Source organism: Geodermatophilus sp. SYSU D00698, from assembly GCF_054050335.1.
On the sequence record NZ_JBJGZD010000016.1, the window covers coordinates 1 to 26,473 of the forward strand.

Genomic DNA, 26,473 nt, shown 5'->3' on the forward strand with positions numbered 1-26,473 from the left:
GGGGGGGTTGGGGGGCGGGGGGGGGGCGCGGGCCCCGGCCCCCGCCCCCGCCCCCCCCCCCCCCCCCCCCCCCCCCCCCCCCCCCCCCCCCCTCCGGTCCTCCCCGCCCTCAGTCGGCCCGGCCCTCCGGCCGCCGCGCCTGGCGCAGGATCGCCGCCGCCGGCCGGGGCCGGCTCGGTGCGCTCGGGGCGGAGAAGCCCGAGCGCTTGTGGCTGCCGTCGCAGAACGGCTTGATGCCGGACTTGCCGCACCGGCACAGCGCCACCGTCTTGCGGCCCGGGTCGATCTCGGCGCCGTCCTGGTCGGCCAGCCGGAAGTCGCCGCGCACGATCAGCGGGCCGTCGCGGTAGGGCGTGATGGTGGCGGCGCCCTCGGCGGGCCGGTCGTCGCCGGGCAGGTCCTCGCCGGGCAGGTCCTCGTCGGGCAGGTCGTCCGCGGGCAGGGCTGAGCTCACCCCGACAGCGTGCCCCGCCTCCGGGTGCGGCACACCCGGCGCGGCCGTGTGTCAGGTGCCGTACACACGCGTACGCTCGACCGCGTGCCGGGCTCGGTCCCCCTCGACGGTCAGGCGCCCTTCGGCGTCGTGGTGCTGGCCGCCTCCGCGGGCGGCGTCCGGGCGCTGCGCACGGTCCTCGCCGGCCTGCCGCGCGACTTCCCCGTCCCCGTGCTCGTGGTCCAGCACCGCGCGGCGGGGACGACCGACCCGCTGGTGCCGCTGCTGCGCGCCGTCACGGACCTCCCGGTCCGCGCGGCGGCCGCCGGTCCGCTCCGGGCCGGCGTGTCGGTGCTCCCGGCCGGCACCACCGGCCTCCTGGAGGCGGGCGGGGACCTGATCCCGGTCGAGCACCCCAACCTGGGCGCGGCCGACCGGCTGATGACCAGCGCCGCCGGCGCGTACGGCCGGCGGGTGCTGGCGGCCGTCCTCACCGGCCGGCTGGACGACGGCGCGGCCGGCGTCCGCGCGGTCCGCCGCGCCGGCGGCCGGGTGCTCGCCCAGGACCCGGCCGACGCCGAGGCGCCGGGGATGCCCAGCGCGGCCCTGGCCACGGGCTGCGTGGAGCACGTCCTGCCGCTGCGGCTGGTCGCCCCCGCGCTGGTCGCCTACGCCATGGCGCCGGGCGCCGCCGAGCTGCTCGCCGTACCGTTGCCGCCGTGGGCGCGGCTGGGTGCCGGCTCCCTGCCCGCCTGACGTCCCCCGAGCCCGCGGGGAGCCCCACCCGGCACCGGGAGGTGTGCCGTGGCTCACTCCGACCGTGCCCGCGAGGAGGCCCGCCACGCCCCGCAGGGGACGGACGCGCAGGACCCGCGGCGCAACCTGATCCTGCGGGCCCTGCCCGACGAGGAGTACGAGCGCCTGCGGCCGGCCCTGCGGCCGGTGACGCTGCAGGTCCGCGACCAGCTGTACCGCCGCGACGGCGACATCGACGCGGTCTACTTCCCCGTCGACGGCGTGCTGTCCGTCGTCGCGTCGGTCGACGGCGAGCCGGCGGTCGAGGTGGCCACCGTCGGCTGCGAGGGCGTCTCCGGCCTGCCGGTGTTCCTGGGGACGGCGACCAGCCCGCACGACTGCTTCTGCCAGGTGGCCGGCGACGCGCTGTGCATCGCCACGGCCGACCTCCGCCGGTTCCTGTCCGGCGACGGCGCCCTGCACGACCTGCTGCACCGCTACACGCAGGCGATGGTCGTCCAGCTGTCGCAGAACGTCGCCTGCAACCGGCTTCACAGCACCGAGGAGCGCTGCGCCCGCTGGCTGCTGCAGACCCGCGACCGCGTCGGCGCCGACGAGTTCCAGCTCACCCAGGACTTCCTGGGCCAGATGCTCGGCGTGCGCCGGGGCACCGTCTCGCTGGTGGCCGGGCTGCTCCAGCAGGCGGGACTGATCCGGTACTCCCGGGGGCGGATCACGGTGGTCGACCCCGAGCGCCTGCACGAGGCCGCGTGCGAGTGCTACGACGTCGTGCAGGCCGAGAACCGCCGCGTCGGGCTGGTCCCCGAGCCGCCGGACGGCGCCACGACCGGTCACTCCCCCGGCGACTGACCGTAGAAGACCCGCTCGACCACGGCGCGGGCGTGCCGGGTGGTGCGCCGGTAGTCGTCGAGGAACCGGCCCGGGTCGACGTCGGGGCCGTACCCGCTGGCCCGCGCCACGCCGGCCAGCTCCAGCCCGGGCCGGGGCAGCTGGTCGCCGGGCCGGCCGCGGACGAGGAAGACGGCGTTGCGCGCCCGGCTGGCCAGCTCCCACGCGTCGCGCAGCGACCCGGCCTGCTCGACGGTCAGCAGGCCGTTCCCCGACAGCTCGGCCAGCGCCCCGACGGTCGAGGGCACCCGCAACCCGGGGACCGCGGCGGCGTGCTGCAGCTGCAGCAGCTGGACGGTCCACTCGACGTCGGCCAGGCCGCCGCGGCCGAGCTTGGTGTGGGTGGCCGGGTCCGCGCCGCGCGGCAGTCGCTCCCGCTCCACGCGCGCCTTGATCCGGCGGATCTCCGCGACCTGCTCGGGCGACAGCCCGCCCTCCGGGTAGCGCAGGGGGTCGACCAGCTCCAGGAACGCCGCCCCCAGCTCGGGGCTGCCGGCCACCGGTGCCGCGCGCAGCAGCGCCTGCACCTCCCACACCGACACCCAGCGCTCGTAGTACTCGCGGAAGGCGTCCAGGCTGCGCACCAGCGCGCCCTGCCGGCCCTCGGGACGCAGGTCGGCGTCGACCTCGAAGGCCGGGTCGGGAGCGGGCTCGCCGAGCAGCCGACGCAGCGTGTGCGCGACCGCGTTGGCCGCCTGGGTCGCCTTGGCCTCCTCCGCTCTGCTGTCCCCCGACCCACCATCCCCGACGGCCCTGGGACGGTGGACGAACAGCACGTCGGCGTCGGAGCCGTAGCCCATCTCGCCGCCGCCGAGCCGGCCCATGCCGATGACGGCGAGCTCCATCGGCACGTCGGCCGGGTCGATCCCGGCCTCGCGCGCCCACGCGCGCACGGCGGCGTCGAGCCCGGCCTGCAGCGTGGCGACGGCGACGTCGGTGAGCGCCTGCCCGACCCGGACGACGTCGAGCAGGCCGAGCAGGTCGGCGGAGGCGATCCGCAGCAGCTCCTGCCGGCGCAGCCCGCGCAGCACGCCGATGCCGGCCTGCGGGTCGGCGGCGCGGGCGACGGCGGCACGCCAGGCCCCGGCCAGCGAGGCGGCGCTGCGCGGCTCGAGCTCGTCGTCGTCGGCGAGGAGGCGCAGCGCCTCCGGGGTGCGGGTGATCAGCGCGGCCACGTACCGGCTCGACCCCAGCAGCCGGGCCAGCCGCTCGGCCACCTGGCCCTCGTCGCGCAGCAGCCGCAGGTACCACTGGTTGCCGCCGAGCGCCTCGCTGACCTGGCGGTAGGCCAGCAGCCCGGCGTCGGGGTCGGCGCAGTCGGCGAGGGTCTGCAGCACCACCGGCAGCAGGTACTTCTGCATCGACGCCGACCGGGACACCCCGCCGGTGAGCGCGCCCATGTGCCGCAGCGCGCCCTGCGGGTCGGCGAAGCCGAGCGCGCGCAGCCAGTCGCCGGCGGCCTTGCTGCCCAGCTGCGCGGCCTCGGCCGGCACCCGGGCCACCGCCGACAGCAGCGGCCGGTAGAAGAGCTTCTCGTGCAGCCGGCGCACCTCGCGGGTGTGCAGCGCCATCTCCGCGCGCAGCACGTCGACGGCGGTGCCGCGGGCGTCGGGCTTGTAGCCCAGCGAGCGGGCCAGCCAGCGCAGCTGCTGCTCGTCGGTGGGCAGCAGGTGGGTGCGCCGCAGCCGCAGCAGCTGCAGCCGGTGCTCGACGGTGCGCAGGAAGCGGTAGGAGGCGATGAGGGTGTCGGCGTCGTCGCGGCCGACGTAGCCGCCGGCCCGCAGGGCGTGCAGCGCCGGCAGCGTGCCGCCGACCCGCAGCCGGACGTCGACCCGGCCGTGCACCAGCTGCAGCAGCTGGACGGCGAACTCGACGTCGCGCAGGCCGCCGCGGCCGAGCTTGATCTCCCGGTCGGCCTGCGCCGGCGGGATGTTGTCCTCCACCCGCCGCCGCATGGCCTGGACCTCGGCGACGAAGCCGGGGCGGTCGCCGGCCTGCCACACCATCGGGAACAGCTCCTCGACGTAGCTGCGGCCGAGGTCGGGGTCGCCGGCCACCGGGCGCATCTTCAGCAGCGCCTGGAACTCCCACGTGCTCGCCCACTGCCGGTAGTAGGCGGTGTGACCGGCCATGGTGCGGACCAGGGCGCCGGCCTTGCCCTCCGGGCGCAGCGCCGCGTCGACCTCCCACGCCGCCTCGTGGCAGATCCGCATGAGCGCCGCGGCCACCCGGGTGGCGCTCTGCAGCGCCGGCGCCTCCGGGTCGGTGGGGTCGACCGGCTCGGCGACGAACACGACGTCGACGTCGCTGACGTAGTTGAGCTCGCGGCCGCCGGTCTTGCCCAGCGCGATGACCGCCAGGCGGCAGGGCGCGGCGGTGTCGGGCTGCTCCGCGACGGCGAGCGCGAGGCCGGCGGTGAGCACCGCGGCGGCGACGTCGGCGAGCTCGGCGGCGACGTCGTCGGCCGACAGCCCCTCCCCCAGGTCGCGCCCGGCCAGGCTGAGCACCGCCCGGCGGTAGGCCAGCCGGAGCGCGGCGACCCGCTGCGGCGAGGCGTCCGGCGCGGCCCTGCCGAGCCGGACGCCCCACGGCGGGTCGTCGGGGTCGGCGCCGACGGCGAGCAGCATGTCCCGCTCGAGGGCGTGGGCGGCCGGGCGCACCGGGCCGTGGTCCTCGTCGTCGAGGACCGTCCAGTCGCCGGGGTGGGCGGCGAGGTGGTCGGCGAGCCCGGCGCTGGCGCCGAGAACGGCCAGCAGCCGGCTGCGCAGCGCGGCCGAGCCGCGCAGGCGGGCGAGCATGGCGGCGGCCGCCCCGCCCGTGTCGTCGGCGGCGTCCAGGGCCTCCACCAGCCGGGCCAGCGAGCGGACGGCGAGGTCGGGGTCGCCGGCGCGGGCCAGCGCGGAGACGACCGGGCCGGCCTCGGGGTCGGCGGGCTCGTTGCGCTCGAGGTCCCACAGCCCGAGGGCCGGGTCGGACAGCAGCAGCGCGGCCCTCTCGCCGTCCTCGAAGCCGAAGCGGGCCAGCCGCACGACCGCGCGGCGGGGCACCTCCCGGGACGTGGTCACCGGCTCAGACCGCGGCGCCGCGGCCCGCGCGCACGAGGTCGGCGAAGCGGGCCGCGAACGGCGCCCACACCTCCTCGAGGTCCGGGTGCACCGCGTCGGTCAGCCGGCAGAGCGTCTCGCGGTCGTACGGGCTCGCCGCGACGCCGACGGTGTCCCGGTCGGCCCACTCGCGGACGATCTCCGGCGTCGTCTCGACGTGGAACTGGAGCCCGTAGACGCGCCGGCCCACCCGGAAGGCCTGGTTCGCGTACACCGGGCTGCTCGCCAGCAGGGTGGCGCCGGAGGGCAGCTCGCTGATCTCGTCGTGGTGGAACTGGATGACGTCGGGCGAGAGCGGGAGCGGGCCGAACACCGGGTCCCCGGCCGCGGCGTCCCGCTTGGCCACGAGCGACGCCCCGGCCTCCGGACCCTCGATGCCCTCGCGCACCCGCCCGCCGCCGGCCTGCGCCAGCAGCTGGGCGCCCAGGCAGACGGCCAGCGTCGGGGCGTCGTCGGCGAGCGCGCGGGCCAGCAGGTCGCGGACCGGGCCCAGGCCGCTGGTGGCGTCGTCGTCGAGGCTGGACTGCGGGCCGCCGGTGACCAGCAGCCCGTCGAAGCCGGTCAGGTCGGTCGGGACCTCGTCGCCGGCGTCGAGGTGCCGCTCGTCGAGCTCCAGGCCGGCCGCGCGCAGCCAGTCCCCCAGCCGGGCCGGCGGGGCGGTGTCGCTGGGGACGACGACGAGGAGGCGGGCGGGGGTCTCCGGCACGGTGCCGAGGTTAGTGGAAGGACCTCGTCGCCCCCCGCGCCTCGCAGGCTCGGCACGGGCTCCTGCGACGAGGCCGTTCCACACCCTCAGAGGCCGGGGAGGTAGCGCTTGAGCTCGAAGGGCGTCACGTTCTGCCGGTAGGAGTTGAACTCCTCCCACTTGTTGCGCAGGAAGAACTCGAAGACGTGCTCGCCGAGGGTCTCCGCGACCAGCTCGCTGCCCTGCATCGCGGTCAGCGCCTCGCCGAGGGAGACCGGCAGGTCCTCGTAGCCGGCGGCGCGGCGCTCGGTGTCGGTGAGCGACCAGACGTCGTCCTCGGCCTCCGGCGGCAGCTCGTAGCCCTTCTCGATGCCGCGCAGCCCGGCGGCCAGCAGCACCGCGAAGGTCAGGTACGGGTTGCACGCGGAGTCCGGCGAGCGGACCTCGACCCGCGCCGACTGGCCCTTGTTCGGCTTGTAGGAGGGCAGCCGCACCAGCGCCGAGCGGTTCGCCCGGCCCCACGTGGCCGCCGTCGGCGCCTCGGTGCCGGCCAGCAGCCGCCGGTAGGAGTTGACCGTCTGGTTGGTGACGGCGGTGAACTCGCGGGCGTGGGTGAGCAGGCCGGCGATGAACTGGCGCCCGGTGGCCGACAGCCGGATCGGGTCCGAGGGGTCGTGGAAGGCGTTGCGGTCGCCCTCGAACAGCGACACGTGGGTGTGCATCGCCGAGCCGGCCAGGTCGGTGAACGGCTTGGGCATGAACGTCGCGTGCACGCCCTGGGCGAGGGCCACCTCCCGGACGACGTGCCGCAGCGTCATCACGTTGTCGGCCATCGACAGCGCGTCGGCGTAGCGCAGGTCGATCTCCTGCTGGCCGGGCGCGACCTCGTGGTGGCTGAACTCCACCGAGATGCCCATCGCCTCGAGCGCGAAGACCGCCTCGCGGCGGAAGTCGTGCGCCACGTTGTGCGTCGACAGGTCGAAGTAGCCGCCGGTGTCGGCGGGCTCCGGCGGCCGCCCGTCGGTGGGCAGGTCCTTGAGCAGGAAGAACTCGACCTCGGGGTGGGTGTAGAAGGTGAACCCCATGTCGGCGGCCTTCGACAGCGCCCGGCGCAGCACGTGCCGCGGGTCGGCCCACGACGGCGACCCGTCGGGCAGCGTGATGTCGCAGAACATCCGCGCGGTGTCGCTGGGCTGGCCCTTGCTCGCGGGCATCACCTGGAAGGTGCCGGGGTCGGGCTTCGCGAGCATGTCGGACTCGTAGACGCGCGCGAAGCCCTCGATCGCCGAGCCGTCGAAGCCGATCCCCTCGGCGAACGCCGCCTCGATCTCGGCCGGCGCCACGGCGACCGCCTTGAGGTAGCCGGAGACGTCGGTGAACCACAGCCGCACGAATCGGATGTCGCGTTCCTCCAGGGTGCGCAGGACGAACTCCTGCTGCCGGTCCATGCTGGCCATGATCGGGTCCGCTCGTTTCGTCGCCGTGTCGTCCGTGCACAGCCTGCCCGGTCCGGGCGCCGGGCACACCGGTGGGGCGCCCCCCGTCGCCCCGTGTCGCCGGCGTCTAGGCCGGCGGTCCGACGAGGAGCGACTCCAGCGGCGCGTCCGGGTCGGCGAGTGCCGCGGCCGGCACCCGCTGGCGGCTCCGGATCAGCGCCTGGAGGGGCCCGGTGACGTCCCAGACGCCCACGTTCATCGCCGCGGTGACGCGGCCGTCCGACGTCCAGAAGGCGATGAACCCCCCGTCCTCCGGGTCGCCGCGGCAGACCACCGTGTCCCCGGGGCCGGCCAGCCCGGAGTACTCCATCCCGAGGTCGTACTGGTCGGTGAAGAAGTAGGGCACGCGGTCGTAGCTGACGCCCTGGCCGAGCATTGACCGCGCGGCGGCCGGGCCCTGGTGGAGCGCGTTGGCCCAGTGCTCCACGCGGAGGTGCCGGCCGTGGAAGGGGTGGAACGACGCCGCGACGTCGCCGGCGGCGAACACGCCGGGCGCGGAGGTCCGCAGGGCGTGGTCGGTGACCACCCCGTTGTCGACCTCGAGGCCCGCGGACGCCGCCGGCTGCGTGTTCGGCACGGCGCCGATGCCGACGACGACCAGGTCCGCGCCCAGCCCCACGTCCCGGTCGGTCACCACCGCGGTGACCCGCCCGCCGGCTCCACGGATCTCGCGCACGGTCGTCCCGGTGAGCAGGTCGACGCCGTGGCGCCGGTGCAGGCGGGCGAAGACCTCCCCCATCCGCGGGCCCAGCACGGCGTACAGGGGCGTGGGCTGCGGCTCGACGACGGTCACCTCGTTGCCGTGGGAGCGGGCGGCGGCCGCCACCTCCAGCCCGATCCACCCGCCGCCCACGACCACGAGCTGCCGGCCGCCGCCCGTGAGGTCGGCGCGCAGCCGGTCGGCGTCGGCGAGCGTGCGCAGGTACCGGACGCCGTCGAGCTCGGCACCGGGCACGGGCAGCCGCCGGGCCGAGCACCCGGTGGCCAGCAGCAGCCGTGACCAGGCGAGCTCCTCGCCGGTGTCCAGGGTCAGCCGGTGCGCGCCCGGGTCGAGCCCGACCGCGCGCACGCCCAGCCGCAGGTCGACGTCGTGCTCGCCGTACCAGCCGGGGTCCAGCACCTGCGCCGCCTCACGGGGGGCGGTGCCGAGCAGGTATCCCTTGGACAGCGGCGGGCGCTCGTAGGGGACCTCGGGCTCGCCCGCGACGACCACGAGCGGCCCGTCGAAGCCCTCGGCGCGCAGGGTCTCCGTCGCCTTGGCGCCGGCGAGGCCGCCGCCGACGACCACGAGGGGAGCGTCCACGGATCCGGCTCCCCTCAGGCGGCCGTGCCGGTGGGCGCGGTACCGGCCAGCGCGAGGAACTCCTGCCGCGACCGGGCGTCCTCGCGCAGCACCCCGTGGAGGGCGGAGGTGACCGTGCGGGACCCGGTGGCGCGCACCCCGCGCAGCGTCATGCACTGGTGCTCCGCCGCGATGACCACCCCCACGCCGCGGGGCGCGAGGTGGTCCCGCAGCCAGTCGGCGACCTGCCGGGTCAGCCGCTCCTGGACCTGCAGGTCCCGGGCGAAGGACTCGAGCACCCGGGCCAGCTTGGACAGGCCGAGGATGCGCTCGCCCGGCAGGTAGCCGATCGCGGCGACGCCGGTGAACGGCAGCAGGTGGTGCTCGCACAGCGACTGGACGGGGATGCCGGTGGCGACGACCAGCTCGTCGTACCCGCCGTCGTTGGGGAAGGTGGTCAGCTCGAACGGCCGTCCGGTCAGCAGTTCGGCGAGGGTGTCGGCGACCCGGCGCGGGGTCTCGCACAGGCGCGGGTCGGCGGGGTCCCTGCCCAGCGCCCGCAGGAGCTGGGCGACCGCCCGCTCGGCCGCGGGCAGGTCCACCGCCCGGGTCTCGCGGACGAAGCGGAGGGCCCGGCGGGAGCCGGGTACCGCGGGCTCGGCGACGGGGGCGCCGGTGCGTCGGATCGCGTGGGTGGTCATGGGACCTCCTCTAAAACCAACGATGGCTGGCAGTAGAGACCCGGACCCGCGGTCTGTCAACCGTCGCGCGCGCCGTCCAGGCGCACGCAGCACGCGCCGTCCTCCGGCTGCAGACGGCCGGTCAGCCCGCTGGGTTCCGCGGCGTCGAGCACGCCCTCGACCAGCCGGAGGTTCATGCCGCAGACCAGCTCGGTGTGGGCGCGGGCGAGGGTGTGGAACGGGCAGTTCCGGAGGGTGACGGCGTCCCCGGCGACCTGCGGCTCGTAGCCGTGCGCCTCCAGCACCCGGAGGACGGCGTCCCGCCCCCGGGCCCCGTCGGCGGCGGCGAGCTCCCGCCCGCGGTCGTGCGCCCGCCGGCCGAGGACGGCCGCGGGCCGCTCGCCCGACGCCTCGGCCTCGGTCAGGGCCGCGGCGAGCAGCTCGCCGGCCAGGTCGTAGTGGCGCTCCGGCAGCGAGACGGCCACCGGGTCCCCCGACCGTCGGTAGAGCTTCGCCGGGCGGCCGGCGCCCGGGCCGGTGCGCCCGGAGCGCCGCTCGAAGTGCACGTCGAGCAGCCCGTCGGCCACGAGCCGGTCGAGGTGGAAGGCGACCGTCGCCCGGGGGACGCCCAGGGCGGCGGCCACCTCGTCCCGGCCGACCGGCTCCGCCTGGCGGACGACGTGGTCGTACAGCCGGCGGCGGGTGGGCTCGGCCAGCGCGGCGACGGCGGCGACCTGGGCCGCACGGTGGTCCACCCGGCCACTCTAGAAGCAACGATCGTTCGTCGAACAGTTCCGCGGGACGGGGCGCGGGCCTACGCTGACTCCCGCGTCGCCGGTGCGTCCGCGGCAGGCACCGGGACGGCGACGGAGGACGACATGGACGCGATCCTCGTGATCCTGGCGGTCGTGGTGGTGGGCCTGCTCCTCCTGGCGGGGGTCAGCGTCCGGGTGGTGACGCAGTACGAGCGCGGGGTGGTGCTCCGGCTGGGGCGGCTGCTCGGCGAGCCCCGGCCGCCCGGCCTGACCCTCATCCGGCCCGGCGTGGACCGGCTGCACAAGGTGAACATGCAGGTGGTCACCCTGCCGGTCCCCGCCCAGGAGGGCATCACCCGGGACAACGTGACGGTCAAGGTCGACGCGGTCGTCTACTACCGGGTGTTCGACCCGGTGCGGGTCGTCGTCGACGTGCAGAACTACCAGGCGGCGATCGCCCAGGTCGCCCAGGCGTCGCTGCGGTCGATCATCGGCAAGAGCGACCTCGACGACCTGCTCTCCAACCGGGAGCGGCTCAACCAGGGCCTGGAGCTGATGCTGGACTCCCCCGCCGTCGACTGGGGCGTGCACGTCGACCGCGTCGACATCAAGGACGTCGCGCTGCCGGAGTCGATGAAGCGGTCGATGTCCCGCCAGGCCGAGGCCGAGCGGGAGCGCCGGTCGCGGGTGATCACCGCCGAGGGCGAGCTGCAGGCCTCGCAGAAGCTCGCGCAGGCCGCCGGGGTCATGGCCGCGCAGCCGGCCGCGCTGCAGCTGCGCCTGCTGCAGACGATGGTCGAGGTGGCCGCGGAGAAGAACTCGACGGTCGTCCTGCCGTTCCCGGTGGAGCTGCTCCGCTTCCTGGAGCGCGCGGGGCCACCACCGGCCCCCGCGGAGGTGCCCGCGCCACGGCCGGCGTCGGACGGCGCGGTCGTGCCCCCCGACGGCCGCTGAGGGTCGGCCGCGGACCGGCTCGGCACCGTCCGCGTCGCCGTCCCGCACCGGCCGGTCCCCGGGCGGGGTCCACCTCCCGTCCCCGGTCTGGCCGGTCCCGGGGGCCGGTTGTTGGATGGTGCCGTGACGGTGCAGCTGAGAGTCGCGATGGCCCAGGTCGACACCCGCGTCGGCGACCTGGAGGGCAACGCCGCGCTCGTCGTCGAGTGGGCGCGCAGGGCCGCCGACAACGGCGCGCACCTCGTCGTCTTCCCCGAGATGACGCTCACCGGCTACCCCGCCGAGGACCTCGTGCTGCGCGAGTCCTTCGCCCGCGCCAGCGAGCAGGCGCTCACCGGCCTCGCCGCCACGCTGGACCAGGAGGGGCTGGGCGGGCTCGCCGTCGTCGTCGGGTACCTGGCGCACACCGAGGGCCCGGCCTCGATCGACACCCCGCCGAGCGACGAGGAGACCCTCGACGACGAGCGGCCCGGCGACGCCAACCCCCGCCGCATCCAGCCCCGCAACGCCGCCGCGCTGCTGCACGGCGGACGGGTCGTGGTCCGCTACGCCAAGCGGCACCTGCCCAACTACGGCGTCTTCGACGAGGCCCGCTACTTCGTGCCGGGCACCGAGCTGCCGGTGGTGCGGCTCCACGGCGCCGACGTCGCGCTGACCGTCTGCGAGGACCTCTGGGTCGAGGGCGGGCCGTGCGGCGTGGCCGGGCGGGCCGGTGTCGACCTCGTCGTCTCGCCCAACGCCTCCCCCTACGAGCGGGCCAAGGACGACCTGCGGCTGCCGCTGGTCCGCCGCCGCGCCGCCGAGGCGAACGCGCCGATCGTCTACTGCAACCAGGTCGGCGGGCAGGACGAGCTGGTCTTCGACGGCGACTCGCTGGCCGTCTCCGCCGACGGCGAGCTGCTCGCCCGCGCGCCGCAGTTCGTCGAGCACCTGCTCTGCGTCGACCTGGCCCTCGACCCGGCCCGGGTGCCCGAGCGGCGGGAGGGCCGGATCGGGCCGATGACGGTCACCCGCACCGTCGTCTCCGAGGACCCCGTGCCGGCGTTCGAGCCGCGGCCGGGGTCGGTGGCCGAGCCGCTGGGCGACTGCGAGGAGGTCTGGCGGGCGCTGGTGCTGGGCCTGCGCGACTTCATCGACAAGAACGGCTTCCCGTCGGTGGTGTTCGGCCTGTCCGGCGGCATCGACTCGGCCCTGGTGGCCGCGCTGTCGGTGGACGCGCTCGGCGCCGACCGGGTGCACGGCGTCGCGCTGCCGTCGCGGTGGTCCACGGAGCACTCGGTCTCCGACGCCGAGGACAGCGCCCGGCGGCTGGGCCTGCACTTCTCCACCGTGCCGATCGCGCCGGTGGTCGACGCGTTCGAGTCGCAGGTCGAGCTGTCGGGGACGGCGGCGGAGAACCTGCAGGCGCGCATCCGCGGCACGCTGCTCATGGGGCTGTCCAACCAGCACGGCCACCTGCTGCTGGCCACCAGCAACAAGAGCGAGGTCGCCGTCGGCTACTCGACGCTCTACGGCGACGCCGCCGGCGGGTTCGCCCCGATCAAGGACGTGCCCAAGACCCTGGTGTGGGAGCTGGCCCGCTGGCGCAACGCGCACGCCCGCGACCGCGGCGAGACCGAGCCGATCCCGCAGAACTCGATCGACAAGCCGCCGTCGGCGGAGCTGGCACCCGGCCAGAAGGACAGCGACTCGCTGCCCTCCTACGAGGAGCTCGACGCCGTCATCGCCGACTACGTCGACCGCGACCTCGGGATGGCCGAGCTGCTCGAGCGCGGGCACGACCCGGAGGTCGTGGCGCGGGTGCTGCGGCTGGTCGACGTCGCGGAGTTCAAGCGCCGGCAGTCCGCGCCCGGCACGAAGATCAGCCTCAAGGCGTTCGGCCGCGACCGGCGGCTGCCCATCACCAACCGCTGGCGGGAGAGCCTGCCCAGCGTCCGCGAAGGAGCCCAGGCGTGACCGAGTCGGTGCTGTACGGCGGGACGTCGAGCGCGCGGGTGCGCATCCACCACCTGCAGCAGGCCAAGGAGCGCGGTGAGAGGTGGGCGATGCTCACCGCCTACGACACCTACAGCGCGCAGGTGTTCGAGGAGGCCGGCATCCCGGTGATGCTGGTCGGCGACTCGGCCGGCAACGTCGTGCTCGGCCACTCCTCGACGGTGCCGGTCACCGTCGAGGACCTGCTGCTGATGACCAAGGCGGTCACCCGCTCGACGAAGCGGTCGCTGATCGTGGCCGACCTGCCGTTCGGGTCCTACGAGGCCTCGCCGCAGCAGGCGTTCGCCACCTCCGTCCGGATGATGAAGGAGGGCGGCGCGCAGGCGGTCAAGCTCGAGGGCGGGGTGCGGGTGGCGCCGCAGATCCGGATGCTCACCGAGAACGGGATCCCGGTGATGGCGCACGTCGGCTTCACGCCGCAGAGCGAGCACGCGCTCGGCGGGTTCCGGGTGCAGGGCCGCGGCGCCGGCGCCGAGCAGCTGCTGGCCGACGCGCACGCCGTGCAGGAGGCCGGCGCGTTCGCCGTCGTCCTGGAGATGGTGCCCGCGGCGATCGCCGCCCAGGTGACCAAGGAGCTGTCCATCCCGACGGTCGGCATCGGCGCCGGGCCCGACTGCGACGCCCAGGTGCTGGTCTGGCCGGACATGGCCGGGCTCAACGGCGGCCGGGTGCCGAAGTTCGTGAAGAAGTACGCCGACCTGCGCGCCGAGCTGCTGCGCGCGGCCCGCGAGTACGCCGACGAGGTGCACAGCGGCGCCTTCCCCGGCCCGGAGCACTCCTTCGACTGATCAGGCCCGGCGGCTCCGGGCCGGTCCCCGGGCCCGCGCCAGGAGCAGCCCGTAGCCGACGGCGTTGACGCCCAGCGCGACGGTGTAGGTGCCCACCTGGACGCCGGCCGAGTGCACGTCCAGGCCGAGCGGGCCGAACAGCACGTGACCGAGGAAGCCGCCGTCGTAGGGCGCGGCGCCGGCCCGCTCCCGCAGCGCGAGCTCCAGCGTGGTGAGCGGGCACGGTGCGCCGGCCAGGTTGACCGCCAGGACGGCGAGCGCCACCGGGGCGTGCAGCCACACCAGCCGCGGCCACCGCAGGGCGAGCAGCGCGCCGGTCAGCATGAACAGGACGACGGCCGCGTGCAGGACCGCGACGGCGCTCGCGAGCAGCACGGCCCCATCCTCGCCGCGGTCCGGGCGCGATGGAACGCCTCCCGGCTGGATCACACCTCATCGGCCCGGACGTGTGCGCCGAGGCCGGGCTCCGGGCCGGAGGACGCGGCCCCTGCGCACACGCTCGGGGGATGCGTCGTCCCGGACCTGCCGGCGCCGGCCGGGCGGTGAGCGGGCTCAGACGTCGGTGACGCGGATGCCGGCGTGCGCCTTGTACCGGCGGTTGACCGAGACGAGGTTGATCGTCAGCGCCTCGACCTGCCGGGCGTTGCGCAGCCGGCCGGCGTAGATCCCGCGCATCCCGGGCAGCCGCCCGGCCAGCGCCTGCACCTGGTCGGTGGCCGCCCGGACGTCGCCGACGACCATGACGTCGCCGTCGAGGGTCGGCCTCGACAGGTCCTCGAGCAGCACCGCCGACAGGTGGTGGAACGCGCCGACGACGTGCGAGTCGGGCAGCAGCGCCGCGGCCTGCTGGGTCACGCTGCCCTCCTCGACGTCGAGCACGTGGGCGCCCAGCTCGTCGAAGCCCATCGGCACCACGCAGTCGACGACGACCTTCCCGGCCAGCGGGCGCGCGAGCTCCGCCAGCGTGTCGGCGTGCCCGGCGTAGGGGACGGCGACGATCACCAGGTCGGCGGCGCCGGCGACGTCGAGGTTCGACCCGCCCTGCACCGAGACCTCGCCCCCGCCGGCGGCCGCGGCCCGCTCGGCCACCTGCGCGGCCACCTCGCGGGCGCGGTCGGCGTCCCGGGACCCGAGCAGCACCCGCTGCCCGACGGCGGCCAGCCGGACGGCGAGCCCGCGCCCCTGCGGGCCGGTCCCGCCCAGCACACCGACGACCAGGTCCTCGACGGGACGGCTCTCCGCTGCGGTGGTCACGCTGCCTCCTCCCGGGCACCGGCGGGTCCGGCGCACCGGGCCCGATCATGCCGGGCCGGTCGGGGGCGGCCGGTCAGCAGGGGCCGGTCAGCGGCCCTCCCACTCCCGGTCCTCCTGGTCCAGGCGCTCGTTGCGCTCGGCCACCGACTGCAGCGCGTGCTCGGCCTCCTCGCGCGTGGCGTAGGGCCCGAGGCGGTGCCGCTCGGCGCAGCCGTCCCGGGTCTCCACGGTGTGGTGCTTCAGGCAGTAGAACCACGGTCCCTCGGCCACGTGCGCCTCCTGTCAGCCGGTCCCCGTGTGCCGGGGACACCCGATCACGACTTGCCCGGAAACGGGGCCGCCATGCTCGCCGGGCCCGTCACTCCTCGACCATCACCTGGTCGTGCCGCGCGTAGAAGGCGGTCATCTCCTCCGGGGACGGCCGCAGCCCGGTGCGGCGCATCTCCGCCATCTCGGCGAAGAACGTCTCCCGCGCGATCCCGGGCGTGAACAGGATGAGGAAGGACGCCGGCTCGTCGGAGTCGTTGCGGAAGCCGTGCACGCCCCGCTCGTGGGCCAGCGCGAAGTCGCCGGGCCGGCACGGCTGCCAGCGCCCGCCGGCGTAGAGCGTCAGCTCCCCCGAGAGCACGTAGAAGGACTCGGAGAAGGTCTGGTGGTAGTGCGGCGCCGCGCCCGGCGACCGCGGGCCGAGCCGGTACTCGACCAGCCCGAACCGGCCGGCGGTGGCCGCGCCCGGCGCGACCATGCGCAGCGCGGCCGAGCCGGCCTCGGTGAGCGGGTGGTCGGCCAGCGGGCGGACGTCGACGAGGCCGGGATCCGGGTGCGACATGCGGGCAGCCTGCCAGCGACGGCCCCGCGCCGCCCCGCGCACCCGGGTGACCGGGAGCCGCGGACCTCCCGCGACGTCGCCCCGTGCGGCATCCTGCGCCGGTGAGCTCCGTCCGGCCGCCCGACCCCGACGCCCCGACGTCGGACGACGTCCTCGGGCCCGGCGGTCCCGAGAACCGGGTCGCCGCGCTGCTGCTCGCCGTCCTGCTCGTCGTCGGCGGCCTCACGGGCCTGGTCAACCTCGCCGTCGACGGCGTCGTCCGCGAGGGCGCCACGGGCGTGACCTACGGCGCCTCGATGGCCGCCTGCGTGCTCGCCGCGGTGCCGCTGATCGTGCGCCGCCGCATCGGGCTGTGGCAGACCTTCGGCCTGGTGCTGCTCGGCGACCTCGTCTACGCCGTCGTCGCGCTGTGCATCGAGGACCCGGTGCGCCACGCGACGCCGCTGGTGCTGCTGTTCCCCTCGGTCGTGGCCGCGTGGTTCCTGCGGCCGTGGATGCTCGGCGTGCACATGGCGGTCACGCCGGTCGCCGTCGCCGTGGCGGTGCAGCACAGCTACGCGAGCACGGCCGGGCTCGCCGTCCAGGTGGCCGTCTCCGCCGGGACGCTCGACCTCGTGGCGGCCGGCGTGCACCTGCTGCGCCGCCGCGAGCGGCGGCTGCTCGCGGCCACCGAGGCGCAGTCGCGGCGCGACCCGCTCACCGGGCTGGCCAACCGCCGGCACCTGGTCGAGGAGGCCTCCCGGATCTGGCGGCAGGCCCGCCGCGAGGGGCTGCGGGTGGCCGCGATGGTCATCGACCTCGACCACTTCAAGCAGGTCAACGACCGGCACGGGCACGCGGCCGGCGACACCGTGCTGCAGGCCGTCGCGGAGGCGCTGGCCCACACCGTGCGGCCCACCGACGTGCTCGCCCGCATCGGCGGGGAGGAGCTGGTGGTCCTCGGCCTGGTCGGCGACCCCGGCGAGGCCGCGCACCTGGCCGAGCGGCTCCGGCTCGCGGTGCGGGCCACCCGGGGGCGGCACGGGCTCGCGGTGACCGCCTCGATCGGCGTCGCGCTGACCCGGCCGGCCGACGGCGAGGACGCCTCCGGCGCGCTGTGGCGGCTGGTCGACCGGGCCGACGCGGCCATGTACCGGGCCAAGCAGGCCGGCCGGGACCGGGTGGCCACCGTCGCGCCCCCGCAGCCGCGGCCCACCCCGGCCGGCGAGCGCCTCGGCCCGCCGACCGTCCCGGGAGCCGCGCGGCCCGGGACGGCACCCACCGGGGCCTGACCTCCCGTTCCACCGGGTGCGGGCGGCGGTTCTCTGCTTCCCTGTCCCCATGACGCTGGTCGTCCCGGACCCGACGCGGACGGTGCCGTTGCCGCGGCGCGAGCAGGCCGATGTCCGCGACCGGTGGCTGACCCAGCGGCTGCTCGACCTGCTGCCCGGCCTGATGGACCGCGCCGGCATCGACCTGTGGCTGGTCGTCGGCCGCGAGGGCGGCGAGGACCCGGTGCTGCCCACCCTGCTGCCGGCCAGCTGGCTGTCGGCCCGGCGGCTGGTCGTCCTGGTCCTGCACCGCAGCGACGACGGCGTCACGCCGGTCGCGGTCTCCCGCTACCCGGTCGGCCAGTTCCTGCCAGGCTGGGTACCCGGCGACGACGGCGCCGGCGACGGGGGCGACGGGGGCGCCGGCGACGGGGGCGACGACGAGGACGCGCAGTGGGCCGCGGTGCGGCGGATCGTCGCCCAGGCCGCGCCGCGGCGGATCGGCGTCGACGTCTCCGCCGGGTGCCCGCTGGCCGACGGGCTGTCGGTTGCCGAGCACCGGCGGCTCACCGCGGCGCTCGGCGACCTCGCCGGCCGGCTGGTGTCCGCGGAGGACCTCGTCGTCGGCTGGCTGGAGACGCGGCTGCCGGAGGAGGTCGCCGCCCTCGACGCGCTGGCCCGGTACACCGACCGGGTGCTGGCCGAGGTCCTCTCCCCCACCGTGCTCGTCCCCGGCGTCACCACGGCGGCGGACCTGGCGTGGGAGGTGCACGAGCGCATGGCCGGCCGGGGCGTGCCGCCGTGGTTCCACCCCGGGGTCACCGTGCAGCGGGCCGGCGTGCCGCTGCTCCCCGACGGCGGGGTCGAGCTGCCGGCCGTGCCGCAGGACGCCGTCCTGGAGCCCGGCGACCTGGTGACCTGCGACGCCGGGCTGAGCAGCCTGGGCCTGGTCACCGACCTGCAGCGCAGCGCCTACCTGCCGCGCCCCGGGGAGGACGGCCCGCCGGCGGGGCTGCGGCGGGCGTGGGCGGCGGGGCGCCGCGCGCAGGAGCTCACCGCCGCGGCGCTGGTCCCGGGGCGGACCGGCAACGAGGCGCTCGCCGCCGCCCGGGCCGCGATGGCCGCCGAGGGCCTGGAGGCCGACGTCTACTCCCACCCGGTGGGCGTGCACGGGCACGGCGCCGGGCCGGTGATCGGCCGCTGGGACGACCAGCGCGGCGTGCCCGGCGAGGGCGACCGCGTGCTGCACCCGGACACCGTCTTCGCCCTGGAGCTCGCCGTCCGGGTGACGGTCCCCGAGTGGGGCGGCCAGTGCCTGCGGCTGGCGCTCGAGGAGGAGGTCGTCCTGACGTCCGCGGGGGCGTCGGAGCTGGGCACCCCGCAGCGCGCGCTGTGGACCGTCCCGGCGGGCTGAGTCAGCGGCGGTGGGTCAGCGGCGGGTGGGTCAGCGGCGGGTGGGTCAGCGGCGGGGCAGCCTCCGGCGCGCCCGCAGCAGCAGCTCGCCCGGGCGCGGTACCGCCCAGGCCGCGCGGCTCAGCGGGCTGGTGGTCAGCGCCTGGTCGGCGTACGCGCCGCGCACCCGGCCGGGTCCCGGGGTGGGGGTGTCGAGGATGTCGGTGCCGTCGTCGGGCCGGTCAGTCGCCTGGGCGCGCGGACCCACCACCGACAGGACGGCGTCGGTGAGCGCGGGGCTGACCTTCTGCCCGGTGAGGAAGCCGAACGCGGCGTCGCCGACCGGCACCTCGCGGCGCGGGTGCACGGCGGTGCGGACCACGGCCTCGGCCACCAGCTCGGGGGCGTACACCGGCGGCGGGGGCTTGGGCATCGCGCCGGTCTTGCTGCGCGAGTGCTCGAAGAACGGCGTCGCGATGCCGGCCGGCAGCACGGTGCTGACCGACACGGGGGAAGCTGCCTCGGCGAGCTCCATGCGCAGCGAGTCGTAGAACAGCCGCAGCGCCGCCTTGCTCGCCGAGTACGCCGCGTGCAGCGGCAGCGCGCGGTGGCTCTCCACCGAGCCGATGCCGACCAGCACGCCCGCGCCACCGCGCTCGAGCACCGGGACGGCGGCCTTCGCCGCGGCCACGTGCCCGAGGTAGTTCACCTCGGTGACCCGGCGGAACTCGGCCATCGTCGTGTCCCGGACGCTGCCGTAGACGCTGACCCCCGGGACGGTGACCCAGGTGTCGGCCCGCCCGAAGCGCGCCTCCACGGCCGCGGCGAGGGCGTCGACCGCGGCGTCGTCGGAGATGTCGGTGGGCACGGACACCGCCTCCGCGCCGTGGCCGGTGAGCTCGTCCACGAGCGTGGCCAGCGCCTCCTCACCGCGGGAGGCGACGACGATGCGGGGAACGCCGCGCCGGGCGAACTCGACCGCCGTCGCCCGCCCGATGCCGCTGGAGGCACCGAGGACGACGACGACCTGCTCGGACAGCGGCCGGGGGCGGTTCGCCTGCGTCATGCCGCCCCCGTACCCCGCCGGCGCCTACTTCTCGCGGGCCTCGGCGGTCTTCCTGTCGCTGGCCTTCCGGACGGCGTCGACCAGCTCGTCCTTGGTCATCGACGAGCGGCCGTGGACGTCGAGCCGCTTGGCGAGGTCCATGAGGTGCTCCTTGGTGGCGTTGGCGTCGACGCCGCCCTCGGTCTCCCGGTCGGTGTCGGCGCCGCCCTCGGCCTGGGCGTCGCTCGGCCCGTTGTGGTCCTTGGGCTCCCAGTGGTCGCCGACCTTCTCGTGGGTGTGCTTGACCGCCGCCCACGCCACCCGGTTGGCCCGCTGCTCGTCGCCGTCGTAGCTCTCGACGGCGGAGTCGTGCGCCTTGGCGAAGGTGCGCTGCGCCTTCTCGTCCGAGCGCTGCAGCGTGCTCGGGATCTCGTCGGCCTTCGCGTCCCCGCTCTTCGTCGTCTTGGGCATGCCGGCGCAGGTACCCGCAGGTGGGGCGGTCAGTCGTCGGGGCCGAGCCAGGTGACGCCGTGCTCCCGGGAGGCCCGCCGGTAGGCCTCGTCGAACGAGCCGCCGGTCGCGCTGGCCTCGGCGAGGGTGCGGAAGAAGCCCTCGAAGCCGGCCGGGGAGGTCGCGCAGAGCAGCCGGCCCTCGCCCGGCACCACCCGCCGGTGGGAGTGCGGGACGCCGTGCGGGAGGAACGCCGTCCCGCCCGGGCCGACGGTGAACTCCCGCTCGCCGCACACGAAGACGTGCTCGCCCTCGATCACGTAGTAGAGCTCGTCGGTGTCCCGGTGCACGTGCCGGGAGGTGTCCAGCAGCGGGGTCTGCTCCTCGAACAGGGTGAAGGCCCCGGCGGTGGTGTCCGCGGACGCGCGGACGACGATCGTCGTCCCCCAGAAGACCAGCCGCTCTCCGCCGTCGTGGTCCCGGGCGAAGGGCGGCGCGGCAGCCTCGGCCATGGCGGGACGCTACGCCGGGAGCCACCCGGCGTCAGCGGTCCGCGGCGTCCCCCGGCCGGTCGACCAGCCAGCGGGACCAGTGGGCCCGCTGCGCCTCGGTCAGGGGCGCCGAGGCGTCGGCGGCGTAGTCGAAGTTGACCAGCACCATCTCCGCGCGCAGGGCCACCTGCCCGTCCTGGGTGAGCTCCTGGCACATGCCGATGGAGCTGCGGCCCAGCCGCGTGATCGACGTCGACACCGTCAGGTGCTCCCCGATCCGGTAGTGCACCTGCCGCAGGTAGTCGACCTCCAGCCGGGCGAGGATGATCCCCCCGCCCGGCGTGGGGTCGACCATGGCCAGCCGGGCGTCCTCGAGCAGGCCGAGGACGCGCGCGTGGTTGACGTGCCCGAAGACGTCGGTGTCCGACCAGCGGAGCTGGACCGGGTGCTCGTGCCGCTCGCTCAGGGGAGGTCCGCCGTCTCCGCCGACTGGCGGTGCGCGCCCTGGGCGTCGTCCGGGTCGGGGTGCACGGTGCGCTCCTCGGACTCGGCGAGGATCACCTCGGCGGCCACCTCCTCCATGCCGCTGCCCTTCATGCCGGCCTCCTCGGGCAGCAGGTCGGCGCGGGTCTCGACGTTGTGCTCGGTGACGTTGGCCAGGGCCTCCGGGCTCGGTTCCTTGTTCGTGGTCACGCGGACCTCCTCAGAACCGGTGCTGCTCGGTGCCGATGCCCAGCGCCCGGGTGACGTCCTGGACGTTCTCGAACGTCTGCCCCTCCGGCAGGCGGCGCAGGTCGCCGAGCACGCGGTCGGTGGCGTTGGACTCCTGCGCCTTCGCCACGAGCGCGTCGCGGTCGGCCGGCCACACCTCCTTGCCGAGCGCCTCGGCGATCGCGGCGCGCCGGTCCACGTCGGCCGGGCTGGTGCCGGCGGGGGTGCCCTCCTGGCGGGGGTCGGTCATGTCTGCTGCCTCCGTCACTGCGGGGTGGGGGTGGAGTCGTCGGTGTAGCGGAGCACCGCCGCCACCGGGATGTCGCCGGGCATGGCCGCGCGCGGGACGACGACGACGCCGGCGGTGCTGGCGACGGCGGCCGCGAGCAGCGCGTTCTCGGCCGGGACCGAGTGCGCCTCCTGCACGCCGAGGGCGTCCATGTCGGCCTGGTCGACACCGAGCTCCAGCGGCGAGGCGCCCACGAGCAGCTTCTCGTCGTCGGCCGGGTCGGCGAGCACGAGCGTCTCCACCTGGGCCTTGCGCAGCGCCTCGACGACGTTCGCCGTCCCGGTCACCGCGAGCCCGTGGGCGCCCGCCGAGCTGATCTTCTCGACGGCGTCGGCCTCGTCGCGGGCCTCGTGCTCGGCGACGAGCTCGGCGGCCCTCCGCTCGATCGGCTCGCGGTCGGCGCCGGCGGCGCGGCCGCCCTCGTCCATGGACACGATCAGGTCCGACCACAGGCCGCTGGCGCGGTCGGTGAGGATCTGCCGGGCGCGCATGTCGCCGGCGAGCAGCACGAACCGGGGGTGCAGCCGGCGCACCACCGAGGCGATGTGCTCGGCGACGTCGTCGGCGTTGTGCACCCACTTGTTCTCGGCGTTGTGCTGGTACCGGTGGTGGGCCCAGCCGCCGCCCTGGAACTTGCGGATCTGGAAGGTGTCGCCCTTCACCGTCTCCTCCTCCTCGGCGTGGCCGGGGAGGCTCGCGACGGTGAGGTCGGCACCGGTGCGGTCGGTGAGGACGACGACGTGCGGGACGCGGCCGGGCAGCGCGCGCAGCACCGGCAGCAGGTCCGGCGTGGGCGACCACTCGGCCAGCTCCTGCCGCGGCACGTCGGCGAGCTGGGAGTCGAACACGACGGTGCCGTCAGCGGCGACGACGACCGCGCGGCCGCGGACGGTGCCGGCCTCGCCGCCGTCGTTGCCCTCGAGCAGCCGGCCGCGCACCGCCTCGACGACGACCTCCGGCGCGCCCTGCTCGGCGAGCTTCTCGGCCACCGCGCGGACGCGGAGGTCGAGCTCGGTGTCGGCGTTCTCGGTGTTGTGCGTGACGTCGGCGGTCACGGTGGCGTAGGGGCCGGCGGCCTCGAAGACGGGTGCCAGGAAGGACACGTCCATGGGTGGAACCACTTCCTCGGTGCGGATCGGTGGGACGGCGTCCTCGGCGGGACGCGCACTGTCCGCCGCCTACCCACGGGCCCGACCGCCACACACCGTGTCGGATCGGAAGGGTCCGGGTAGGCGCTGCCCCATGACCGAGCACGACCAGCTGCCGCTGCCCGACTACGACCACCTGCCGGTGGAGGGACTGATCTCGCGCATCCGCACGCTGGACGCCACCGGCCTGCAGACGGTGCTCGACTACGAGAAGGCCCACGCGAACCGGCTGCAGGTCGTCATGGCGATGCAGAACCGCCTGGAGTCGCTGCACGAGGGCGCCCAGCCCTCCGGCGGCGACCCGGCGGCCGCGGCCGCCGACGACCCGGTGGCCGCCTCCGCCGGCTCGAAGGTGTCCGAGGCCACGACCGGCCCCGCCGTCAACGCGCCCTCCCACGGCGACCCGACCAACCCCGCCCAGCCCCGCTCCAGCGGCACCCACCGCAAGGGCACCTGACCTCCCTCCGACCCGACGGCGGCCGCGCACCCCACCGGGTGCGCGGCCGCCGTTCCGCTCAGCTGAAGGCGTCGACGATGTCCATGGCGGCCGGGCCGAGCAGCACGACGAACAGGACCGGCAGGATGCACAGCATCAGCGGGAAGAGGACCTTGACCGGGATCTGCATGGCCTTCTCCTCGGCCCGCTGCCGGCGCTTGAGCCGCATCTCCTGCGCCTGGGTGCGCAGCACGTCGGCGATCGAGACGCCGTAGACGTCGGCCTGCACGACGGCCCGGATGAACCGCCGCAGGTCCTCCACCCCGGTGCGGTCGGCCAGCGCGAGGTAGGCCTCGCGGCGGGGCTGCCCCACGCCGATGTCCTGCAGCGTGCGCACCAGCTCCTCGGCCAGCGGCCCGCGCCCGTTCCGCCCGGCCCGCGCCATGGCGGCCTCGAACCCGAGACCGGCCTCCACGGCGATCGTCATCTGGTCGAGGGTGTCGGCCAGCTCCAGCCCGATGGCCTGCTGGCGTTCCTGGCCCCGGCTGTGGAGGAGCAGTTCCGGGACGAAGTAGGCGACGACCGTCGTGCCGACGGCCACGAGCAGGGTGAGGCCCCCCGGGCGGCCGCTCACGAGGAGCAGCCCGAGGGCCGCCGCGATGGCGGCCAGGACCAGCTTGGCGGCGACCAGCCGGGGGACGGGCCAGGCCGCCGGCCGCCCGGCGGCGCCGGCCATCCGGTCCAGCCGGACGACGGTGCCCGCCGGCGTCAGCGCGGAGACCAGGCGGGCCAGGAGGCCCGGGCGGGCCCGGACGGCGGCCCGCGGGCCGGCACCCGGCACGTCGAGCCCGCGGGCGAGGTTGGCCCGGGACCGGGCGGCGGCGTCCTGCGGGCGGGCGAACAGCGCCCAGCCGAGCAGGGGGACGCCGGCTGCCACGGCGAGCACCGCGGCGAGGACGGGAGGGGGGACGGTGCTCATCAGAACCGGATCGCCACGGTCTTCTTGAGCCACAGCCCGCCGACGACCAGCAGGACCGCCGACACGGCGACCATGACCCAGCCGGCCAGGGACCCGGTGAACGCGGAGAGGTAGGCCGGGTTGGTGACCGCGAGGAAGGCGACGATGCCGACCGGCAGGGCCATGAGGACCCAGGCCGACAGCCGGCCCTCGGCCGACAGCGCCTTCACCTGGCGGCGGATCGCGTTGCGCTCGCGGATCGTGTGGCCGACGGTGTCGAGCACCTCGGCCAGGTTGCCGCCGACCTCCCGGTGGATGGCGATGGCCTGGGCGGTCCAGCGGAAGTCGTCGCTGTCCACCCGCGCGGCCACCTCGTCCAGCGCGGCGCCGAGGTCCCGGCCCACCCGGGTCTCGTTGACGATCCGGGCGAACTCCTCCCCGATCGGGGCCGGCGCCTGGTCGGCCACCGCGTCCACCGCGCGCAGCAGGCTGTGCCCGGCGCGCAGGCTGCTGGCCATCAGCTGCAGCGCGTCGTCGAGCTGGTCGGCGAACCGGGCCTGCCGCCGACCGGTCCGCAGCCGGACCACCACCCGCGCGCCCAGCGGGACGAGCAGGGCGAGCAGCAGCCCGGCGAGCACGCCGCCGAGCAGCCACCCGAGCGCACCGGCGACGAGCGTGGCCAGGCCGGTGAGCAGCACCACCTCGGCCGGCCCCATCGCGATGCCGGCCCGCTCGAGCGCGGAGGCGACGGCCCCGACGCCACCCCGCCTCGCCAGCACCTGCTCGACGCCGCCCTGCGCCTGCGCGGCCACCCTGGTCAGCAGCGTCGGCGGCGGTGCGACCGTGGGGTCCAGCCGGGCCAGCGGCACCCGGCGCGGGCCCGCGGGCACCGCGCCGAGCGCCAGGACGGCCAGCCCGCCGGTCACCAGCAGCAGACCGAGCAGCAGCAGCGCCGGGGACATCAGGCCCACCGCCGCGCGTGCACCGGCTCGGGCGTCCCGAACACCGCCGGGGAGACCCGGATGCCGAGTTCCTCGAAGCGGTCGGTGAACCGCGGCCGCACGCCGGTCGCCACCGGCTTCCCGAGGAAGCGGCCCGAGGGGTCGACGCCGGCCGAGTAGTCGAACAGGAACGCGTCCTGCAGGGTCACCGTCTCCCCCTCCATGCCCTGCACCTCGGTCACGTGGGTGACCCGGCGGGTGCCGTCGCGGAGGCGGGTCAGCTGGACGACGACGTCCACTGCCGAGGCGATCTGCTCCCGGATGGCCCGCAGCGGCAGGTCCATGCCGGCCATGAGCACCAGCGTCTCCAGCCGGGCGATGGCGTCGCGGGGCGAGTTGGCGTGCACCGTCGACAGCGAGCCGTCGTGGCCGGTGTTCATCGCCTGCAGCATGTCCAGCGACTCCCCGCCGCGGCACTCCCCGACCACGATGCGGTCGGGGCGCATCCGCAGGCTGTTGCGGACCAGGTCGCGGATGGTGATCGCACCCCTGCCCTCGATGTTGGGCGGGCGCGACTCCAGGCGGACGACGTGCTCCTGCTGCAGCTGCAGCTCGACGGCGTCCTCGATGGTGACGATCCGCTCGCCCTCCGGGATGAACGACGACAGCACGTTGAGCAGCGTCGTCTTCCCGGTCCCGGTACCGCCCGAGACGATGATGTTGAGCCGGGCCTCGACGCAGGCGTGCAGCAGCTCGGCCATCTCGGGGCTGAGCGTGCCGAAGCCGATGAGGTCGTCGACGCCGAACGGGTCCTTCGAGAACTTGCGGATGGTCAGCGTCGAGCCGGAGAAGGCCAGCGGCGGGATGATCGCGTTGACGCGGGAGCCGTCGGCGAGGCGCGCGTCGACCATCGGCGAGGACTCGTCGATCCGGCGTCCCACCCGGGAGACGATCCGGTCGATCACCCGGCGCAGGTGCTCCTCGGAGGTGAACCGGGCCGCGCTGCGCACCAGCTTGCCGCTCTGCTCGACGTAGACCATCTCGGGGCCGTTGCACATGATCTCGGTGACCGTCGGGTCGTCGAGCAGCTTCTGCAGCGGTCCGAACCCGAGCACGTCGTCGGCCAGCTCCGCGGTCAGCCGGGCCCGCTCGTCCGGCGAGAGCGGCACCTTCTCCTCGTCGACGACGGTGTCCAGCTCGCCGAGGACGATGCCGCGCAGCGCCTCCTCCGACAGCGACGGGTCGTTCATCCGCGACCCCATGCGCTCGAACAGCGCCTTGGCGACGCGGTCCTTGAGCCGGGTGAGGGCGTCGGTCGGGGGCGCCGGGGCGGCCGCGGACACGGGCCGGGGCGCGGGGACGACCGCCGGCGCCGGTGCCTGCACCGACGCGGGAGGAGCCGCCGGCTCGGCCGGCCGGCCCTTGGCGGCGGCGAGGCGGGAGGCGAGGTTCACGACGCCGCC

At 76.0% G+C, this 26,473-nt stretch carries 29 protein-coding genes; 8 read left to right on the forward strand and 21 right to left on the reverse strand.

The features are described 5' to 3' along the window. Positions 1–109 precede the first annotated feature (109 nt). Positions 110–454 (reverse strand): CDGSH iron-sulfur domain-containing protein, encoded by a 345-nt coding sequence (locus tag ACI8AB_RS15055; RefSeq protein ID WP_456950757.1) that lies wholly within the window; start codon positions 452–454, stop codon positions 110–112. 84 nt (positions 455–538) lie between these two features. On the opposite strand from ACI8AB_RS15055, the gene ACI8AB_RS15060 reads away from it, so the two are divergent. Together ACI8AB_RS15060 and ACI8AB_RS15065 are read left to right on the forward strand one after the other, a co-directional pair. Then, a complete protein-coding gene (locus ACI8AB_RS15060) occupies positions 539–1,189 on the forward strand; it encodes a chemotaxis protein CheB (protein WP_456950758.1) in 651 nt (216 codons plus the stop codon). Between the two features lie 48 nt (positions 1,190–1,237). Beyond that, positions 1,238–2,038: a Crp/Fnr family transcriptional regulator gene (locus tag ACI8AB_RS15065; RefSeq protein ID WP_456950759.1), complete on the forward strand. Its 801-nt coding sequence runs from the start codon at positions 1,238–1,240 to the stop codon at positions 2,036–2,038. Here ACI8AB_RS15065 and ACI8AB_RS15070 read toward each other — a convergent pair. From ACI8AB_RS15070 to ACI8AB_RS15095, 6 genes are all read right to left on the reverse strand, one after another. Next, positions 2,020–5,142, reverse strand: a complete 3,123-nt coding sequence (locus ACI8AB_RS15070) for a bifunctional [glutamine synthetase] adenylyltransferase/[glutamine synthetase]-adenylyl-L-tyrosine phosphorylase (RefSeq protein ID WP_456950760.1) — start codon at positions 5,140–5,142, stop codon at positions 2,020–2,022. The two genes, ACI8AB_RS15065 and ACI8AB_RS15070, sit on opposite strands and share 19 nt — an antisense overlap. A 4-nt stretch (positions 5,143–5,146) precedes the next feature. Beyond that, complete coding sequence (locus ACI8AB_RS15075) at positions 5,147–5,887, reverse strand: type 1 glutamine amidotransferase (protein ID WP_456950761.1); 741 nt, start codon at positions 5,885–5,887, stop codon at positions 5,147–5,149. Between the two features lie 86 nt (positions 5,888–5,973). Then, on the reverse strand, positions 5,974–7,323 hold the full coding sequence (gene glnA / locus ACI8AB_RS15080) for a glutamine synthetase family protein (RefSeq protein WP_456950762.1): 1,350 nt from the start codon (positions 7,321–7,323) through the stop codon (positions 5,974–5,976). Positions 7,324–7,429: 106 nt separating this feature from the next. Continuing rightward, positions 7,430–8,665, reverse strand: a complete 1,236-nt coding sequence (locus ACI8AB_RS15085; protein ID WP_456950763.1) for an NAD(P)/FAD-dependent oxidoreductase — start codon at positions 8,663–8,665, stop codon at positions 7,430–7,432. A gap of 14 nt (positions 8,666–8,679) precedes the next feature. After that, positions 8,680–9,345, reverse strand: coding sequence for a GTP cyclohydrolase I FolE (folE, locus tag ACI8AB_RS15090; RefSeq protein WP_456950764.1), 666 nt, complete (start codon positions 9,343–9,345; stop codon positions 8,680–8,682). A gap of 56 nt (positions 9,346–9,401) precedes the next feature. After that, a complete protein-coding gene (locus ACI8AB_RS15095; protein ID WP_456950765.1) occupies positions 9,402–10,079 on the reverse strand; it encodes a helix-turn-helix transcriptional regulator in 678 nt (225 codons plus the stop codon). Between the two features lie 123 nt (positions 10,080–10,202). On the opposite strand from ACI8AB_RS15095, the gene ACI8AB_RS15100 reads away from it, so the two are divergent. From ACI8AB_RS15100 to panB, 3 genes are all read left to right on the forward strand, one after another. Beyond that, positions 10,203–11,033 carry a slipin family protein gene (locus ACI8AB_RS15100; protein WP_456950766.1) on the forward strand — a complete coding sequence of 277 codons (831 nt, stop codon included), beginning with the start codon at positions 10,203–10,205 and terminating at the stop codon, positions 11,031–11,033. 123 nt (positions 11,034–11,156) lie between these two features. Continuing rightward, entirely contained in the window at positions 11,157–12,989 is a 1,833-nt protein-coding gene (locus ACI8AB_RS15105; protein ID WP_456950767.1) for an NAD+ synthase, read from the forward strand. Next, positions 12,986–13,816 carry a 3-methyl-2-oxobutanoate hydroxymethyltransferase gene (gene panB, locus ACI8AB_RS15110; RefSeq protein WP_456950768.1) on the forward strand — a complete coding sequence of 277 codons (831 nt, stop codon included), beginning with the start codon at positions 12,986–12,988 and terminating at the stop codon, positions 13,814–13,816. The genes ACI8AB_RS15105 and panB overlap by 4 nt, the downstream gene beginning before the upstream one ends. Here the strand turns inward: panB and ACI8AB_RS15115 are convergent, their stop codons facing one another. The 4 genes from ACI8AB_RS15115 to ACI8AB_RS15130 all read right to left on the reverse strand — a co-directional run bounded on the left by ACI8AB_RS15115 (position 13,817) and on the right by ACI8AB_RS15130 (position 15,899). Further along, the gene (locus ACI8AB_RS15115) at positions 13,817–14,191 is read right to left on the reverse strand and encodes a DUF2784 domain-containing protein (RefSeq protein ID WP_456950769.1); all 375 of its coding nucleotides are present in this window, start codon (positions 14,189–14,191) and stop codon (positions 13,817–13,819) included. A gap of 177 nt (positions 14,192–14,368) precedes the next feature. Continuing rightward, positions 14,369–15,070, reverse strand: coding sequence for an NADPH-dependent F420 reductase (gene npdG / locus ACI8AB_RS15120; protein WP_456950770.1), 702 nt, complete (start codon positions 15,068–15,070; stop codon positions 14,369–14,371). Positions 15,071–15,157: 87 nt separating this feature from the next. Further along, positions 15,158–15,340, reverse strand: a complete 183-nt coding sequence (locus tag ACI8AB_RS15125) for a hypothetical protein (RefSeq protein WP_387989058.1) — start codon at positions 15,338–15,340, stop codon at positions 15,158–15,160. 88 nt (positions 15,341–15,428) lie between these two features. Then, complete coding sequence (locus ACI8AB_RS15130; RefSeq protein WP_456950771.1) at positions 15,429–15,899, reverse strand: cupin domain-containing protein; 471 nt, start codon at positions 15,897–15,899, stop codon at positions 15,429–15,431. A 101-nt stretch (positions 15,900–16,000) separates the two neighbouring features. Between ACI8AB_RS15130 and ACI8AB_RS15135 the strand changes: the two genes are divergently transcribed. Continuing rightward, positions 16,001–17,170 (forward strand): GGDEF domain-containing protein, encoded by a 1,170-nt coding sequence (locus ACI8AB_RS15135; protein ID WP_456902725.1) that lies wholly within the window; start codon positions 16,001–16,003, stop codon positions 17,168–17,170. 49 nt (positions 17,171–17,219) lie between these two features. After that, the gene (locus ACI8AB_RS15140) at positions 17,220–18,563 is read left to right on the forward strand and encodes a M24 family metallopeptidase (protein ID WP_456950772.1); all 1,344 of its coding nucleotides are present in this window, start codon (positions 17,220–17,222) and stop codon (positions 18,561–18,563) included. Positions 18,564–18,608: 45 nt separating this feature from the next. On the opposite strand, the gene ACI8AB_RS15145 is transcribed toward ACI8AB_RS15140, so the two are convergent. Genes ACI8AB_RS15145 through ACI8AB_RS15175 form a run of 7 tightly spaced genes read right to left on the reverse strand, consistent with a single transcriptional unit; the run spans position 18,609 to position 22,636 of the window. Beyond that, on the reverse strand, positions 18,609–19,607 hold the full coding sequence (locus ACI8AB_RS15145; protein ID WP_456950773.1) for an SDR family oxidoreductase: 999 nt from the start codon (positions 19,605–19,607) through the stop codon (positions 18,609–18,611). A 24-nt stretch (positions 19,608–19,631) separates the two neighbouring features. After that, a complete protein-coding gene (locus tag ACI8AB_RS15150) occupies positions 19,632–20,057 on the reverse strand; it encodes a ChaB family protein (protein ID WP_456950774.1) in 426 nt (141 codons plus the stop codon). Positions 20,058–20,086: 29 nt separating this feature from the next. Further along, positions 20,087–20,548 (reverse strand): cupin domain-containing protein, encoded by a 462-nt coding sequence (locus ACI8AB_RS15155; protein ID WP_456950775.1) that lies wholly within the window; start codon positions 20,546–20,548, stop codon positions 20,087–20,089. A gap of 31 nt (positions 20,549–20,579) precedes the next feature. Further along, on the reverse strand, positions 20,580–20,993 hold the full coding sequence (locus ACI8AB_RS15160; RefSeq protein WP_456950851.1) for an acyl-CoA thioesterase: 414 nt from the start codon (positions 20,991–20,993) through the stop codon (positions 20,580–20,582). Continuing rightward, a complete protein-coding gene (locus ACI8AB_RS15165; protein ID WP_456936507.1) occupies positions 20,990–21,220 on the reverse strand; it encodes a hypothetical protein in 231 nt (76 codons plus the stop codon). The genes ACI8AB_RS15160 and ACI8AB_RS15165 overlap by 4 nt, the downstream gene beginning before the upstream one ends. A 10-nt stretch (positions 21,221–21,230) precedes the next feature. Further along, positions 21,231–21,488: a DUF2795 domain-containing protein gene (locus tag ACI8AB_RS15170; protein WP_456950776.1), complete on the reverse strand. Its 258-nt coding sequence runs from the start codon at positions 21,486–21,488 to the stop codon at positions 21,231–21,233. Between the two features lie 14 nt (positions 21,489–21,502). Then, positions 21,503–22,636, reverse strand: coding sequence for a baeRF2 domain-containing protein (locus tag ACI8AB_RS15175; protein WP_456950777.1), 1,134 nt, complete (start codon positions 22,634–22,636; stop codon positions 21,503–21,505). Positions 22,637–22,769: 133 nt separating this feature from the next. Here ACI8AB_RS15175 and ACI8AB_RS15180 point away from each other — a divergent pair, with 133 nt between their 5' ends. Beyond that, a complete protein-coding gene (locus tag ACI8AB_RS15180) occupies positions 22,770–23,132 on the forward strand; it encodes a hypothetical protein (RefSeq protein WP_456950778.1) in 363 nt (120 codons plus the stop codon). Between the two features lie 58 nt (positions 23,133–23,190). Here ACI8AB_RS15180 and ACI8AB_RS15185 read toward each other — a convergent pair whose 3' ends face one another. Genes ACI8AB_RS15185 through ACI8AB_RS15195 form a run of 3 tightly spaced genes read right to left on the reverse strand, consistent with a single transcriptional unit; the run spans position 23,191 to position 26,464 of the window. Next, on the reverse strand, positions 23,191–24,090 hold the full coding sequence (locus tag ACI8AB_RS15185; protein ID WP_456950779.1) for a type II secretion system F family protein: 900 nt from the start codon (positions 24,088–24,090) through the stop codon (positions 23,191–23,193). After that, on the reverse strand, positions 24,090–25,031 hold the full coding sequence (locus ACI8AB_RS15190; protein WP_456950780.1) for a type II secretion system F family protein: 942 nt from the start codon (positions 25,029–25,031) through the stop codon (positions 24,090–24,092). The genes ACI8AB_RS15185 and ACI8AB_RS15190 overlap by 1 nt, the downstream gene beginning before the upstream one ends. After that, positions 25,031–26,464, reverse strand: a complete 1,434-nt coding sequence (locus tag ACI8AB_RS15195) for a CpaF family protein (protein WP_456950781.1) — start codon at positions 26,462–26,464, stop codon at positions 25,031–25,033. Before ACI8AB_RS15195 ends, ACI8AB_RS15190 begins: the two co-directional genes overlap by 1 nt. Positions 26,465–26,473 lie beyond the last annotated feature (9 nt).